This window comes from Nostoc sp. ATCC 53789 (assembly GCF_009873495.1).
Taxonomy (GTDB): Bacteria; Cyanobacteriota; Cyanobacteriia; order Cyanobacteriales; family Nostocaceae; genus Nostoc; species Nostoc muscorum_A.
This window is the reverse complement of record NZ_CP046703.1, coordinates 4,086,616-4,102,713: the sequence shown is the minus strand read 5'-3', so window position 1 is coordinate 4,102,713 and position 16,098 is coordinate 4,086,616. Positions and strand designations below refer to the sequence as shown.

The window sequence follows — 16,098 nt, the reverse complement described above, 5'->3', positions numbered from 1 at the left end:
GTGCATAAATGTTAGGATTGCCACAGAAAGAGAATAGCGAAAGAGAAGGAAAAAGAACTGAATGGCAGAAGTTGATAAGTCAATATCCTTCGATGGAAGGGATATTCGACTGAAAGTAGGCTTACTAGCTCCCCAGGCAGGTGGGTCGGTTTTGATAGAATCAGGGGACACATCCGTTTTAGTGACAGCTACGCGATCGCAAGCCAGAGAAGGCATTGATTTTCTTCCCCTCACAGTAGATTACGAAGAAAGACTGTATGCAGCTGGTAGGATTCCCGGAGGGATCATGCGGCGGGAAGGTCGTCCACCAGAAAAAACAATTCTCACCAGCCGTCTTATAGACCGTCCCATGCGTCCCTTGTTCCCCTCATGGTTACGGGATGACCTGCAAATTATCGCCTTAACGCTATCGATGGACGAGTTGGTTCCACCCGATGTATTAGCAGTTACAGGCGCTTCCATCGCTACCCTGATTGCCCAGATTCCTTTTAATGGGCCAATGGCAGCAGTTCGCGTTGGTTTAGTGGGAGATGATTTCATTATTAACCCCACTTATGCAGAAATTGAAGCCGGAGATTTGGATCTGGTAGTAGCCGGTTCTCCACATGGCGTAATCATGGTGGAGGCGGGAGCCAATCAGTTGCCAGAGCGAGATATTATCGAGGCGATTGACTTTGGTTATGAAGCAGTGCGGGACTTAATCAAAGCGCAGCAAGATTTAGTAGCAGAACTGGGCTTAGTGATAGTGCAAGAAGCACCACCAGAAGTAGACCAGACGCTAGAAAATTATATCCGCGATCGCGCTAACGGTCAGATTAAGAAAATCCTCTCTCAATTTACCTTTACCAAACCCGAACGCGATGCAGCTTTAGATGTCGTCAAGGATGAAATTGCCACGACGATTAAAGAACTGCCAGAAGAAGACCCAATTCGAGTTGCCGCAACTGCAAATAGCAAGGCACTTGGTAACACTTTTAAAGATATTACCAAGTACTTCATGCGGCGGCAAATCATCGAAGATAACGTTCGCGTTGATGGTCGTAAACTCGATGAAGTGCGTCGTGTTTCTTGTTCAGTTGGTGTTTTACCAAAGCGAGTCCACGGTAGCGGTTTATTTAATCGGGAACTAACTCAGGTATTATCCACTTGTACTTTGGGTACACCTGGGGATGCTCAAAACCTCAACGATGATATGCAGTTAGACCAACATAAGCGTTACCTGCATCATTACAACTTCCCGCCGTTCTCAGTCGGGGAAACCAAGCCAATGCGTTCACCAGGAAGGCGTGAAATTGGTCACGGGGCATTAGCAGAGCGATCGCTAATTCCTGTGTTACCGTCAAAAGAACAATTTCCCTACGTGATTCGCATCGTATCAGAAGTACTTTCTTCCAACGGTTCCACCTCAATGGGTTCAGTCTGCGGTTCCACCCTCGCCTTAATGGATGCTGGTGTACCAATACTCAAACCCGTCAGTGGCGCAGCAATGGGTCTGATTAAGGATGGGGACGAAGTGCGAATCCTCACCGACATTCAGGGCATTGAAGACTTTTTGGGCGATATGGACTTCAAGGTTGCCGGGACGGATACCGGAATTACCGCCTTGCAAATGGATATGAAAATCCCCGGTTTGTCGTTGGATGTTATTTCCCAAGCCGTCCACCAAGCCAAAGCAGCTAGGTTGCACATCCTGGAGAAAATGCTCGCCTGCATCGACGTGCCACGGACTGAAACCTCACCTTATGCCCCACGTCTGTTAACAATCAAGATTGATTCAGACATGATTGGTCTGGTCATCGGGCCTGGAGGCAAGACTATTAAGGGCATCACAGAGGAAACTGGTGCAAAAATTGACATCGAAGATGATGGCACCGTGACAATTTCGGCTGTGGATGAGAACAAGGCGAAGAGAGCCAGAAACATCATCCAAGGTATGACCCGCAAGTTGCACGAAGGGGATGTCTATGCAGGACGTATTACTCGGATTATACCCATAGGTGCATTTGTGGAATTTCTGCCTGGGAAAGAAGGGATGATCCACATCTCACAACTAGCTGACTACCGCGTTGGCAAAGTTGAGGATGAAGTAGCGGTGGGCGATGAAGTGATTATCAAAGTCCGTGAAATTGATAACAAAGGTCGGATTAATCTCACCCGCTTGGGTATCCACCCAGATCAAGCAGCAGCAGCAAGAGAAGCTGCGGCGGTGAATCGGTAACTCGATTTGGGATTTTAGATTTTATCTAAAATCCGCGATGCCTACTGTGAAGGCATCGCCGTATGCTTCTCAAAATTAGTTGCACGAAATTTATTAAAACTCATACTTGTAAATCTCTCTGATGACTATAAAAGATAAGTAACTAAGCCTAAATAAATTAAAGTTTGTAGTAAGGGCTTTAGCCCTAACAATCCTACTTTTGAGCGATTCATCCCTCAAAAGTAGGATTTTATTTTATGTTTAATTTTACTATTATCTTTAATTTTAATTACCTACTTAATACCATATAGCGATTATCAATTGCATTGAAATTGTAGAGAAGGGCAGTAAAATTCAAACCCTTTCTCCTTTTAAGCTATGGTGTACATACAACTCTGTACAAGGTACAAAACGACGTTAGATCCTCCTAAATCCACCTAAAAAAGGGAGACCTTGGCTCCTCTTACCGTAGGGGGAATCTAAATGCTGTGAGACAACTTTAAAATACTTGTGTATACACCCTAGCATAGCGAGCGTCTTTGACAGGAGAAAAGTTAAGCAAAAAACGGTATAAAAACACAACTTTTTTAATTTAGGCGAACGTAAATCATTTAAATTTTATGAAAGAAAATAGATAGCTTGGCATTTGATAAAACTGATTTTCGATAAACTTTAGTTATCTATTAAAATAAAAATTAAGAGTTCTTTGAATTTTGCGATCGCTACCAAAGCTTTAATTATTTTTAATTAAAATTTAAATTATCATCGATAAAGCTAACTTATGTACTTTGCCATTTTTTAGTAGTAGATAATGTTTAACTCTAACAGTGTAGTTATGTCTATTCCTATCGACTTATTTATCAGCCCACATTTCAATTAATTAACAAATATGAAATTAGTAAAAGCTGCTTTAATACCACACTAAATCGAGAGATTTTTCGTATTTTAATTCATTGTTAATTACCTACAAATAAGCCTTGCTATTAAAGTACTAAATATGTCATATTAAGTACTTCATTCAGAACTAAATATATTGACACAATGTTAGCTACATATCTAAAATCTCTTAATGAGAACGATCGAGTTCTCAACAATGAAGGTGAAGATGTCATCCAAGGATTAATTCAAAGTCCCAAAACTTTACCCCCTAAATATTTTTATGATGATTACGGTTCAGAACTATTTGAACAAATATGTGAATTATCAGAATATTACCCAACACGAACAGAAGCATGGATTTTACGCCAATATGCCGATGAAATAGCTCAGATAACAGGTAATTGTGAACTTGTAGAGTTAGGCAGTGGCAGTTCTACAAAAACTCTTTTTTTGCTAGATGCTTACCAAAAAATTGCAAGCCACTGTAGATATATACCCATTGATGTTAGTCATGGCATCCTTAAATCTAGCGTAATAAAATTACAACATAAATATCCAAATCTCTTTGTTGAGGGATTAATAGGAACCTACGAACAAGCCTTGACGAAGCTAGAATCAACATTTGCAGCATCACGGATGATTTTTTTCTTAGGCAGTTCTCTTGGGAATTTTAATCCACGAGAATGTGATAATTTTTTAAGCCAAATTACTAGGACTTTGCAAGCAGGTGACTACTTTCTTTTGGGGATTGATTTACAAAAACCCAAAGAAATTTTAGAGCCAGCTTATAATGATAGTCAGGGAGTAACGGCTGCTTTTAATTTAAATATCCTTTCTCATTTAAATTGGCGTTTTCAAGGTAATTTTGACATCAGCTTATTCACTCACCAAGCTATTTATAATCAAAATGATGCTCAAATAGAAATGTATCTGCATTGCCAAAAGAGTCATGAGGTATCTTTAGAAGCGCTAGATTTGCAAGTTGGCTTTGCAGATGGAGAGAGCATTCTCACCGAAATTTCTCGCAAGTTTGATTTAGTAACTATGCAAAAACAACTGGAGACACATGGACTCAAGACTCTGAAAACTTGGACAGATCCCAATCAGTGGTTTGGGTTAATTCTTTGCCAAGCTTAAATTTTGCTTCCCCAAATTTGAATTTAAATAGACATATCCGTGAATTAGGCTTTAAACCTTAACTTCCATAGCTTATGGTTTGTTCATGAATGGCACTTACTTAAGGCGGATAGGCATTGATCATCCTAGAATATCTCAGTATTTTTAGCCATTTTATAAATGCTTAAGTAAGTGGCATTTGTTTGTTCATGGATATGTTTCATTTAGCAAAATTTAACATATCTGGAAAACATACAAAGAATCGAAATGCAATCAACAATTAACATTAACAACTTTTTGATTAATGTCAAGTAAATCAACCAGAGTTAATCATCTATATAATAGCAATTGAGTTATATCATGAACAGTCTTCAATCTACTCATCCGCCTAAACTAGATAGTTGCGATCGCCAAGTTATCCTCAATTATTTTGAGAATGCTTGGCAGCTAGAAGATATGCTGATGAAAACTTTAGTGGAGGGAGATACATTTTATCTCAATCCCGATCCTTTGAGAAACCCTCTAATTTTTTATCTGGGACACTCGGCTGTTTTCTATATTAATAAATTAATTAGCGTTGGATTATTAGAAAAAAGGATTAATCCAGACTATGAAATCCTATTTGAAATTGGAGTTGATCCAGAAGTACCAGAGGAATTAAATCAAGCGATCGCTCATTTGGAATGGCCACAAGTTGCACAAACTTGGGAGTATCGAAAACAAGCATATACAGTAATTTCCGAAGTAATTAAAACTACTCCGATTACGCTACCAATTCACCCTACTCATCCCCTCTGGGCTTTAATAATGGGGATTGAACATCAGCGTATTCATATTGAAACCTCTTCGATGTTAATTCGCCAACTACCAGTTGAGAGAGTGAAACGCCCCAAAAACTGGCAATATGCCCCTTTTAATGGCTACACTGCTCAAAACGAAATGATACAAGTTATAGGTGGGGTAGTAAAACTTGGCAAAGCCTTTAACGATCCGACCTATGGATGGGATATTGATTATGGCGATCGCACTGTTGAAGTAGAACCTTTTTTAGCCAGTAAATATCTGATTACCAATGCCGATTTTAGTTATTTTGTCAAGGCTGGTGGCTACGAAAACCAAGCGTATTGGGATGAAGAATCTTGGCATTGGAAAACTGAAAACAACATCAAATATCCCAAATTTTGGATACCTCAAAATGGCAGTTACAAGTATCGAGCTATGTTTGATGAAATCGACTTACCCTTAGATTGGCCTGTAGAGGTCAATCACTATGAAGCCATGGCTTACTGTCGTTGGCAAGGTAAAAATACTCGTTTAATGAGTGAAGCTGAATATCATTTAGCAACTTATAGTAGTGCTTTGGTAGAAGATGTAGACAATTACAATGTCAATCTAAAATTTGGCTCACCTAGTCCAGTGGGAATGTTAGAAACCGCCAAAAGTTATTCTGGGTTGTACGATTTACGCGGAAATCTTTGGGAACACTTGAGTGATAATTTAAATCCTTTATCAGGATATGAGCCTCATTTCCTTTACGAAGATAATTCTGCCATATTTTTTGATAATAAACATCAGATGATGTTAGGAGGATGCTGGATAACTAACGGTACAGAAGCTTTAAAATATTATCGCAACTGGTTCCGTCCTAATTTTTATCAACACGCCGGTTTTAGGATTGTTCAAGATATCAAGCATTAACGTTGACATGAGGTTTTAGAAAAATAATTTTTTGCAGGATAGTAATAGTTACAGAATAGCAATTTTTACATCTTCCATTTCTCCCTGTAGCGATCAGGCTCAATATGTTGCTGAGACATCAAACATATTACTAGCCTAAAATCTAGAGGAATAGTACGAAAAATTACCCTAGAATGGAATTGGATTCATGCGAACTACCTTTGTATTTTAATGGCAACGTAAAAACAGGAAATTATTAACTATGAGACCAAATCCTATTCCTCCACAACCCGGTCAAGAGTCAGTTTGGGATTATCCGCGTCCGGCTCGTTTAGAAGATACAAATAAATCAATTCGGATAATTGTTAATAATATTGTTTTAGCAGAAACAAGTAAAGCTAAAAGAGTCATAGAAACTAGCCATCCTCCTTCTTATTACATTCCTTCAGAAGACATTAAATTAGAATATCTGATAGAAACACCTAAAAAAACTTGGTGTGAATGGAAAGGTAAGTGTCAATATTATGATATTAGCATCGGTGATAAGTATATAAATAACGCTGCTTGGCGATATTTTGACCCCACACCTGATTTTGTCACAATTCAAGAATACTATGCTTTTTACCCTAGTTTAATGGATGCTTGCTATGTAAATGATGAGCTAGTTATGTCTCAACCTGGTGATTTTTATGGAGGATGGATTACCTCTGATATTGTCGGGCCATTTAAAGGTAGTCCAGGAACAATGGGGTGGTAATTTTTGACATAAAATTAATGAGTCAGAATTTCTTGAAAATTTTGCCTCATGAATATCGAGTTTAGACAATTATTTAGGATTCCTAGATTCATTGCAACCAACCCCGTCAAACTACGCTTTATCTCTCCAAAAATCAGCTATGGTGTACACACATCTTTCAACAATAAATGTTTCAGATTATCCTAAATTCTCTGATAAATTGGAGGAATTTAAGAAAATTTTCCCCCTTAAAAAGGGGAGTTGGGAGAATCAAAAGCTTGTAGAAGAACTTTAAAAGACTTGTGTGTACACTGTAGCCAAAAATCAAAAGATGGGTTCTCTATATTTAAAGTTCTTAATCAATCTAAAGTCTTAGACAACTTCATGGTGATATGCTCCAAATAAGCTATAGGGAACATAATTCCTGGCTTCTTTGTCGGAGGGTTTAGGGTGTTGAATAACCTGTCCCAAAATCCTTGAATTCCATAGTTTCTCTTGAAACAACTGTGGTGAAGATCGTGAAAATCTGATGGAACAAAAAATATTGATAAGGAACTATGACCTTCAAGGTTGTAAGCATTACCTATAATAGTCCAAGCACATAGTTGGGTGATGTCATACCCAAATATAAAGATAGGCAAAAGGTCTGTAATAGTAACAATAATATATTCAGTTAAACTCTTATGTCCAGCTACAAAACTTGATGAGTCGGCAAACTCATGATGTTTTAAATGTATTTTTTGTAAAAATTTTCTGTGAAGTAGCGAATGGGAAACGTAAAAACAGAAATCAGCAACAATTATTCTCATCAAAAACCATCCAAAATTTGAGAGCAAACTATTTCCTCTATTTACCTCTGGTGCTAAGTAGAGGATAATTAAAGCTGCTATGAAACTTTTGATTTCTCCAGTAATGATGCCTTTGGCAGTAAATGAAGGAAATGGTTGTGTTTTGACTTTCTTAACTCTGGCAGTTAGTTTCTCTCTTAAATTATCATTCTTTTTAATTACCTTTTCGATGAAAAGACCAATGCTATAAAATGAAATAGAACCAACAAGCGAGTATAACAGCACTTGAGTTATAAAATTGAGTTCTATATTGTGCAACAACCAATAAAATATTTGCTGAACAATAGTGCAAGTAATAGCAATTTTTAGATAAAATTCAACCTCGAAGCAGAAATTAAAAAACTTTCTCATACCTGCATCCTTTTAGTAGTTATGGGATTAAAGCCTTTTTGCAAGTATAAATTATTTATTTTTGGATTTCACCAGATTATAAATAGGGTTTCTCAATTGTATAGGATAAGAACAGCCCCTTCTGGCTAGCGTTGGTGACTAAGCCTCAAAGCCTCTCTCCTTTTAGGAAAGAGAAATGGAAGTGATACCAAAATCATCGCATCCATAGATGATGTGTAGCAGCTTACCGCAGTATATGAGAAGCGCAATGTAGCAATCTGATTTGCAGGTATCAATTAGGCGATCGCAAAAATTTTCAGTCTACTAACATTTGTAATTATTTTATCGCTATCTACTTAGTAACAGAATTTTTGTGACTAGGAGATTTTTAGTGATTAGAAATTTTAAACATAACGCAGCAAATGATACAATTTGGATTGGATTAATGCGAACTTGTTTTACCTTTTAATTGCAATGTGAAAAAAGACATGAAATTACCAAAATCAGATTAAGTTAAGTGGGCGTGAATAATTGTCGTTGGGATAAGGCAATAGGGAATAGACAACAGGCAATAGGTATAAGGGTTTTAGGCTAGTTCATTTTTATTTACATAGTTTGTTTTTATTGTGCCAACTTACTTAGTAGAACTTTCCCAACTAAAAATCCTCAATTCAGAAGGCGCTGACTGGATACAGGAAAACCAACATTCTCTATGCGATCGCATTCTCTATGGATGTAAAGAAACATTATTCAATCAATTAATTTGATGCAAATTGAAAATACGTTGCGTTTAAAAGGAATAATGCTGCTTATCCTTGTTAATGTAATTAGCGCTACAACTTTTCCATTGACTAAAGACATCGTTAGTAATCTTCCACCAAGTGCATTGATTGCTACACGCTTTGTCATAGCAGCAGCAGTTTTTGCTGTAAATTTACGCAATATTAACGCACTTTTACTTCGTGATGGTACAGTACTAGGTCTTTTCCTGTTCTTTTTCTTAGCTATAGAAACAATTGCACTCAAGACTATACCAGCGAATCGGGCTGCATTTATTGGCAGTTTGAACGCACTCATCGTCCCGCTACTAGCATGGCTGAGTGGTCAGCGCGTACCGTTGAGAACTTTCCTCGCTGCTGGAGTCGCTGTGATCGGTATTGGCGTGATGTTTTGGGAAGGGGGAGAACTAGGAATTGGCGATCTGTTGATGTTCGTTGATGCTTTTGTTTATGCAGGCTACATAATTTTCCTAGACCGAGTTGCGTCTCGTCACCCCACCTTAACGCTTACCAGTGTTCAACTTTTGTTCATTGCGGTGCTAGGTCTGCTCTGGAATAATACCCAAATTCTTAACCAATTTGAGGTAATTCACCAGCATTGGGGAGTAATTGTCTACTTAGGGCTGTTGGCGACAGCTGCTGTTATCTGGCTGCAAACATTGGCACAGCAATGGGTTTCAGCCGACGAAACAGCTTTACTTTATACACTTGAGCCTTTGTTCGCCACAATTTTTTCGTTTTGGCTACTTGGAGAACATCTGGGAATACGCGGTCTAATTGGCGCGATTCTTGTCTTAGTTGCTCTGCTTCTAAGTCAAAGCCCTCAAAAGCTTGAGCCGGAAGCAAAAGTTGAGGTACAGAGCAGTTAACGAGCTTTCACCTCGAAAGTGAAATCAAACTAAGCCAAGTTTGAAATTTGGAAGCAAGAAATTTAAACTATAGTGGGTCTTTATCTATGAATACAATAGAGTCAATTTCAGCTGTAAAGCTCAATTTTCATGTCACGATTCAGGAAACAGCAAAAGGAAGAGGAGTATTTGCTACGAAAAAATTTGCCAAAGGGGAAACTGTTGTAGTAGGTATCCCAATTGAAGAAGTTCCCCAACGAACAATTTATTCCTTTCAGATGGATTTTAATTTGTATGTCAACCTAGATGAGCCTGCTGTCGTAATTAATCATTCTTGCGATCCAAATACTGGTGTAAGCAACAATCAGTTTGGGGGATATGACTTCGTTGCTTTGGGCGATATCGAAGCAGGTGACGAAATTACCTGGGACTACGAAACCACTGAATATGAATCAATAGCTGTCTCGCGGTGCTTGTGCAAATCTCTATGCTGTCGAGGAAAAACATTAGGATTCAAATTACGCGAACAAATGTTGCGCGATCGCTATGGAGAGTACATTGCAGATTATCTCAAAATCTAAAGCAAAAGATGTTATTTAAAATGCACCTATTCTACGCATTTTAAATAACATCTATAGCAGTATGAAAAATAATTTTGCGTAATTTCAAAATCATTGTAGAGACGTTTCATTGCAACGTCTCCACATTCATATCCTTGTTTTGCTTAAGCTTTTTTCAACCAGCTAAACATAGCGCGTAAATCTTTACCAACTTCCTCAATTTTGTGTTCAGATTCTTTGCGACGCATGGCGGTAAATCCTGGTTTACCAGCTTGGTTTTCTAAAACGAATTCTCGTGCAAATTGCCCAGATTGAATTTCGCTGAGAATTTTTTGCATTTCAGCTTTGGTCTGTTCGGTAACAATCCTTGGCCCACGGGTATAATCGCCATATTCAGCTGTGTTAGAAATGCTGTCGCGCATTTTAGCTAAACCGCCTTCTACAACCAAGTCAACAATCAGCTTGACTTCATGCAGACATTCAAAATATGCCAATTCTGGTTGATAACCAGCTTCTACCAAAGTTTCAAATCCGGCTTTGATTAAAGCACTCAAACCACCGCACAATACTGCTTGTTCGCCAAATAAATCGGTTTCGGTTTCTTCGCGGAAAGTGGTTTCGAGAACACCAGCGCGAGTACCACCAATACCTTTAGCATAAGACATGGCGCGATCGCGTGCCTGACCACTAGCATCTTGATAAACTGCAAACAGCGCTGGTACACCTTCACCCTGTTCATAAGTCCGCCGTACCAGATGCCCTGGCCCTTTAGGTGCTACCATCACCACATCTACGTTAGCTGGTGGTACAACTTGCCCAAAGTGAATATTGAAACCGTGGGCAAAGGCTAACACATTCCCTTCTTTTAAATTTGGTTCAATCTCGTTTTTGTAAATCGTTTTTTGGACTTCATCAGGTAACAAAATCATGATAAAGTCAGCAGCATTGGCAGCATCTGCGACATTCTTCACAGTTAACCCAGCAGCTTCAGCTTTTGCTACTGACTTACTACCCGGATATAGTCCCACAATCACATTCAAACCACTATCTTTGAGATTGAGAGCGTGGGCATGACCTTGAGAACCATAGCCGATGATAGCAATAGTTTTTCCAGCCAAAAGGTCTAAATTGGCATCTTCGTCATAGTACATCCGGGCCATAGAAGCATCTCCTGTCAGCAAGCATCGTCATTTATTGGCAGGCTTACGATTGTACCTCAAATTGAGTAACACAGATGACTATAAATAATTCAATTTTATCTCTTTGGACTAAGGGGAGCAGGGGACTAATGACTAATGACTAATCACAAACCTGTTACATAAATCGCAACAATACAGATTTTGAGTATTCTTTCAGCAATACTAGGTTTAACTTCATCCATCTAAGGATAGATTATGTACGCTTCGACTAAATTGCCACGCACATCTGCTTTATTTGTGAGTGCATTATTAGGAGGGTTGATTTTCACTAGTTGCGCTTCTTCGGATCGGTCAACAAATCAGTCTGCACCTCAAGTTGCATCCAATGGCGCGGTAAATCAATTATCTGCTCGTGAAAACAGTATTTCCCAAAAGGCGGAAGTTGCACCAATAAACCGTTCTCGTCCCCAACTCATCAAAAAGGCAGCAATCTCTTTGACTGTCAACTCTGTAGATAAAACTGTTGATGCTGTTTCGCAAATTATCAATCAACAGCAAGGGGATTTAATCGGGTTGAAACAACAACAACCCAAAAGTGACAACCCGCGTTACACAGCAACAATCCAATTGCGGATACCAGAGAATCGGCTAGAACCTACTCTGGAAGAACTAGCTAAATTAGGCACTGTAGAGAGTCGTAATATTACTGCGGAAGATGTAGGCGATCGCCTGGTGGATTTCCAAGCCAGATTAACAAATTTGCAAAAAACTGAAGCCAATTTGCAAAAAATCATGGATCGGGCGGGTTCTGTTAGAGATGTGCTTAGTGTTTCCCAAGAATTGAGTAATGTCCGTCAAACCATAGAACAAATTGATGCCCAACTGAAAAACCTCAAAAATCAAGTTGCTTATTCCACAATTACGCTGAACCTAGAAGCAGCAGTTTCTAGCACCAGTCCCCAACCTGCTTTTGGTTTGCAAGTTCAGGAAACTTGGAACAACTCTACCCATTCTTTGAGTGCATTTTCTGTTGGCTTACTCAAGCTGGGTATTTGGTTAATTGTTTACAGTCCCTATTTGTTAATTTTTGCTGCTCTTATCTATGGCTTTAGTCGTTGGCGGCGAACTCATTCACCACGTTTAACACAAGCACCAGAATCAACTCGTTCTGAATGAATTTGCATAAATCCTACATCTACCGTTTATAAATTTACATAAGCAAAGAGTATGTTAAATATTGCCAAATCTTATTGTCTAACCCTCTATCTTTAAAAGTTCTATTTATCCTGTAGTTTTGATTGCTTTAATCATTCTTCAAATGTAAACAGGAATACAAAATATATGATGACAATTTTGATACAAATTTGTTAAGAATAGTTACAATAGTCAGAATACCGGATAATATTTCTTATGGTAAATTCTCTTGACAATAATCCACCTCATAAAGTAGTTATTGTTGGTGGTGGTTTTGGAGGACTGTATGCGGCAAAAACACTCGCCAAGGCAGCAGTAAACGTTACTCTCATCGATAAACGTAACTTTCATCTATTTCAACCCCTTTTATATCAAGTCGCCACAGGTGCGCTATCTCCGGCTGATATTTCTTCACCGTTGCGTTCTGTCCTCAGCAAGAGCAAGAATACGAAAGTGCTGCTGGGAGAGGTGAATAATATCGATCCAGAAGCAAAACAAGTGACTGTGGGCGATGAAGCAATAGCTTACGATACGTTGATTGTTGCCACAGGTGCAAAGCATTCCTACTTTGGCAAAGATAACTGGGAAGAATTTGCCCCAGGCTTGAAAACTGTAGAAGATGCCATAGAAATGCGTAGCCGGATTTTTTCAGCCTTTGAAGCCGCAGAAAAAGAAACCGATCCAGAAAAACGCCGTGCTTGGTTAACCTTTGTAATTGTGGGTGGTGGCCCAACTGGTGTAGAGTTAGCGGGTGCGATCGCAGAATTGGCAAATCAAACCCTCAAAGAAGATTTCCGCAACATCGACACTTCAGAAGCGAAGATTTTGCTATTAGAAGGTTTGGATCGGATTCTGCCACCCTTTGCACCAGAGTTATCACAAGAAGCGGAAGCATCCCTGACGCGCTTGGGGGTGGTTGTCCAGACAAAAACACTGGTAACGAATATTGAAAATGATACTGTTACCCTCAAACAAGGCGATGAAGTTAAAGAAATTGCCTCAAAAACGGTATTATGGGCAGCAGGTGTAAAAGCTTCAGCAATGGGAAAAGTGCTAGCAGAACGCACAGGTGCTGAGTGCGATCGCGCTGGACGGATTATTGTTGAACCTGACTTGAGTATTAAGGGACATCCCAATATTTTTGTAGTTGGCGACTTAGCAAATTTTTCTCATCAAAATGGTAAACCTCTACCGGGTGTTGCACCTGTAGCCAAGCAAGAAGGTGAATATGTAGCTACATTAGTTCAACAGCGACTTGCAGGTAAAAGTTTGCCACCCTTTGCTTATACCGATCATGGTAGTTTAGCGATGATTGGGCACAATTCTGCTGTAGTCGATTTGGGCTTTATCAAGCTGAAAGGTTTCTTTGCATGGCTGTTTTGGCTAGTGATTCACATCTACTTCTTAATTGAATTTGACAACAAATTAGTAGTAATGATTCAGTGGGCATGGAACTATTTCACCCGGAATCGCGGAGCAAGATTAATTACAGGTAAAGAATCAATCACGGAGTTTGTAATTTCAGCCGATAATAAACAGCCTGTAAATGTCTAATTGGGAAGAGGTGACAGGTAACAGGTGATAGGTGATAGGTGATAGGTGATAGGTGATAGGTGATAGGTGACAGGTGATAGGGAATAATCTGTACCCTGTAACCTTTACCCTATTCCCTTCTTCACTCCCCACTCCCCGCCCTCATAAATTAGCAGTAAGCTATTTGAGGGCGTTTTTCATAATCTATATAATGGCAACTATTAACGACAACTACCTGAAACTGAAAGCGGGTTATCTATTTCCAGAAATTGCTCGGCGGGTGAATGCCTTTGCAGAAGCGAATCCTGATGCTAAAATCATCCGCTTGGGCATTGGTGATGTTACCGAACCTCTACCGGAGGCTTGCCGCACAGCTATGATCAAAGCTGTGGAAGAGATGAGCGATCGCAATACCTTCAAAGGCTACGGGCCAGAGCAAGGCTACGCTTGGTTACGGGAAAAAATTGCTGCTCACGATTTCCAAGCACGGGGAGCCGATATAGATGCCTCAGAAATCTTTATCTCCGATGGTTCCAAGTGCGACACAGGCAACATTCTAGAAATCTTTGGTCATGACAATATAATTGCCGTTACTGACCCAGTTTACCCTGTGTATGTAGACACTAACGTGATGGTGGGTAATACGGGAGATGCCAACGATAAAGGCGAGTTTGAAGGCTTAGTTTATCTGCCAATTACGGCTGATAACAACTTCATCGCAGAGATTCCCTCAAAGAAAGTCGATTTAATTTATCTCTGCTTTCCCAATAACCCCACTGGCGCAACTGCTACTAAGGAATATTTAAAGGCATGGGTGGACTATGCCAAAGCTAATGGCTCGATTATTTTCTTTGATGCAGCCTACGAAGCTTATATTACCGATCCATCGATTCCCCACTCAATTTATGAAATAGAAGGTGCAAGAGATGTTGCGATCGAGTTTCGGTCTTTTTCCAAGAATGCAGGCTTTACAGGAACTCGTTGCGCCTTAACCGTAGTACCGAAGACACTCACAGGAAAAGCCGCCGATGGTTCCGATGTAGAACTATGGAAACTGTGGAATCGTCGCCAGTCTACCAAATTTAATGGTGTTTCTTACATTGTTCAACGGGGAGCCGAAGCAGTTTACTCTGAAGAAGGGCAAGCACAAATCAAAGGATTGGTTAGTTTCTATCTAGAAAACGCCAAAATTATCCGCGAGAAACTCACAACCGCCGGATTATCAGTTTATGGTGGCGTGAATGCACCTTACGTCTGGGTAAAAACGCCTAATGGTTTATCCAGTTGGGAATTTTTTGATAAGTTGCTGCAAACCGTCAACGTTGTCGGGACACCTGGTTCTGGCTTTGGTGCTGCGGGTGAAGGTTACTTCCGCATTTCGGCATTTAACAGCCGGGAGAATGTCGAAGAAGCGATGAAGCGGATTACCGAGAAGTTTAAGGTGTAGAGCGATCGCTTTTGTTAAACTCAATCTATTAGTCTAAAGGTTACGGTGGGCTGGATTATCCACCGCAACCTGATAGATATTGAATTTTCAATTTTGAATTTTCAATTTTGAATTGGAGCGAAGCGACATGACTGCTGCTATCCCCGTTTTTAAACCTGTTAGCCAGATGCAGTTAGCACCTGGTAGCACGGTGACAATTCCAAATGTGAGCTGGGAAGAATTTGAATCTATTTTACAAGAATTGGGAGAAAAAAGAACTACACGAATTGCCTACAGCCAGGGTACTTTAGAAATTATGGCTCCTTTACCAGAACATGAAATTCCCAAAGATTTAATTTCTGATATTGTCAAAATATTGCTAAAGGCTAAAGATATCAGATACCAACCTTTTGGTTCCACCACCTTTAAACGGCAAGGTGTGGCAGGAGTTGAACCTGATGCTTGCTTTTATATTCAGAATTATCAACAAATGATTGGTCATCGCCGCTTACAACCTGATGATCCGCCGCCAGATTTAGCCATTGAGACTGATATCACATCAAAAACTACTCTTGATGCTTATGAAGCCATTGGAGTCCCAGAATTATGGATTTACGACAGTGGAAACCTTTCTATTTATTTGTTCAGAGATGGGAAATACATAAAATCTAATACCAGTCCTAATTTTGAAGATATAGCTATTACTCAGATTATCCCTGCTGCCGTGGAACGCAGTTGGCAAGTAGAAAGTTTTCAAGCTTTGGAAGAATTGCAAGCGATGATTTAGTAAACAGTTCAAATTGACGTAGTTGTTTCATACTATGACTACTTAATTT

Annotated in this window: 13 protein-coding genes; 11 read left to right on the top strand and 2 right to left on the bottom strand. The window is 39.5% G+C overall.

Annotated elements, in window-relative coordinates; translation table 11 throughout:
• Positions 1–61 precede the first annotated feature (61 nt).
• From GJB62_RS16915 to GJB62_RS16900, 4 genes are all read left to right on the top strand, one after another.
• On the top strand, positions 62–2,218 hold the full coding sequence (locus GJB62_RS16915) for a polyribonucleotide nucleotidyltransferase (protein ID WP_114081276.1): 2,157 nt from the start codon (positions 62–64) through the stop codon (positions 2,216–2,218).
• A 1,020-nt stretch (positions 2,219–3,238) separates the two neighbouring features.
• Positions 3,239–4,213 carry an L-histidine N(alpha)-methyltransferase gene (gene egtD / locus GJB62_RS16910; RefSeq protein WP_114081277.1) on the top strand — a complete coding sequence of 325 codons (975 nt, stop codon included), beginning with the start codon at positions 3,239–3,241 and terminating at the stop codon, positions 4,211–4,213.
• A gap of 339 nt (positions 4,214–4,552) precedes the next feature.
• Entirely contained in the window at positions 4,553–5,890 is a 1,338-nt protein-coding gene (gene ovoA / locus GJB62_RS16905) for a 5-histidylcysteine sulfoxide synthase (RefSeq protein WP_114081278.1), read from the top strand.
• Between the two features lie 241 nt (positions 5,891–6,131).
• A complete protein-coding gene (locus tag GJB62_RS16900) occupies positions 6,132–6,626 on the top strand; it encodes a DUF427 domain-containing protein (RefSeq protein ID WP_114081279.1) in 495 nt (164 codons plus the stop codon).
• A 338-nt stretch (positions 6,627–6,964) separates the two neighbouring features.
• Here the strand turns inward: GJB62_RS16900 and GJB62_RS16895 are convergent, their stop codons facing one another.
• Positions 6,965–7,804, bottom strand: a complete 840-nt coding sequence (locus GJB62_RS16895) for a sterol desaturase family protein (protein WP_114081280.1) — start codon at positions 7,802–7,804, stop codon at positions 6,965–6,967.
• A gap of 605 nt (positions 7,805–8,409) precedes the next feature.
• Between GJB62_RS16895 and GJB62_RS16890 the strand changes: the two genes are divergently transcribed.
• From GJB62_RS16890 to GJB62_RS16880, 3 genes are all read left to right on the top strand, one after another.
• Positions 8,410–8,550: a hypothetical protein gene (locus GJB62_RS16890; RefSeq protein ID WP_159402525.1), complete on the top strand. Its 141-nt coding sequence runs from the start codon at positions 8,410–8,412 to the stop codon at positions 8,548–8,550.
• A gap of 35 nt (positions 8,551–8,585) precedes the next feature.
• On the top strand, positions 8,586–9,431 hold the full coding sequence (locus GJB62_RS16885) for a DMT family transporter (RefSeq protein WP_245245949.1): 846 nt from the start codon (positions 8,586–8,588) through the stop codon (positions 9,429–9,431).
• An 86-nt stretch (positions 9,432–9,517) separates the two neighbouring features.
• Positions 9,518–9,991 carry an SET domain-containing methyltransferase gene (locus GJB62_RS16880; protein ID WP_114081282.1) on the top strand — a complete coding sequence of 158 codons (474 nt, stop codon included), beginning with the start codon at positions 9,518–9,520 and terminating at the stop codon, positions 9,989–9,991.
• 143 nt (positions 9,992–10,134) lie between these two features.
• Here the strand turns inward: GJB62_RS16880 and ilvC are convergent, their stop codons facing one another.
• Positions 10,135–11,130, bottom strand: coding sequence for a ketol-acid reductoisomerase (gene ilvC / locus GJB62_RS16875; RefSeq protein ID WP_114081283.1), 996 nt, complete (start codon positions 11,128–11,130; stop codon positions 10,135–10,137).
• Positions 11,131–11,364: 234 nt separating this feature from the next.
• Between ilvC and GJB62_RS16870 the strand changes: the two genes are divergently transcribed.
• From GJB62_RS16870 to GJB62_RS16855, 4 genes are all read left to right on the top strand, one after another.
• Entirely contained in the window at positions 11,365–12,285 is a 921-nt protein-coding gene (locus tag GJB62_RS16870; protein WP_114081284.1) for a DUF4349 domain-containing protein, read from the top strand.
• 234 nt (positions 12,286–12,519) lie between these two features.
• Positions 12,520–13,857: an NAD(P)/FAD-dependent oxidoreductase gene (locus GJB62_RS16865; RefSeq protein ID WP_114081285.1), complete on the top strand. Its 1,338-nt coding sequence runs from the start codon at positions 12,520–12,522 to the stop codon at positions 13,855–13,857.
• A gap of 190 nt (positions 13,858–14,047) precedes the next feature.
• The gene (locus GJB62_RS16860) at positions 14,048–15,283 is read left to right on the top strand and encodes an LL-diaminopimelate aminotransferase (protein ID WP_114081286.1); all 1,236 of its coding nucleotides are present in this window, start codon (positions 14,048–14,050) and stop codon (positions 15,281–15,283) included.
• A 127-nt stretch (positions 15,284–15,410) separates the two neighbouring features.
• Positions 15,411–16,049 carry a Uma2 family endonuclease gene (locus GJB62_RS16855; protein WP_114081287.1) on the top strand — a complete coding sequence of 213 codons (639 nt, stop codon included), beginning with the start codon at positions 15,411–15,413 and terminating at the stop codon, positions 16,047–16,049.
• The last annotated feature ends 49 nt before the right edge of the window (positions 16,050–16,098 follow it).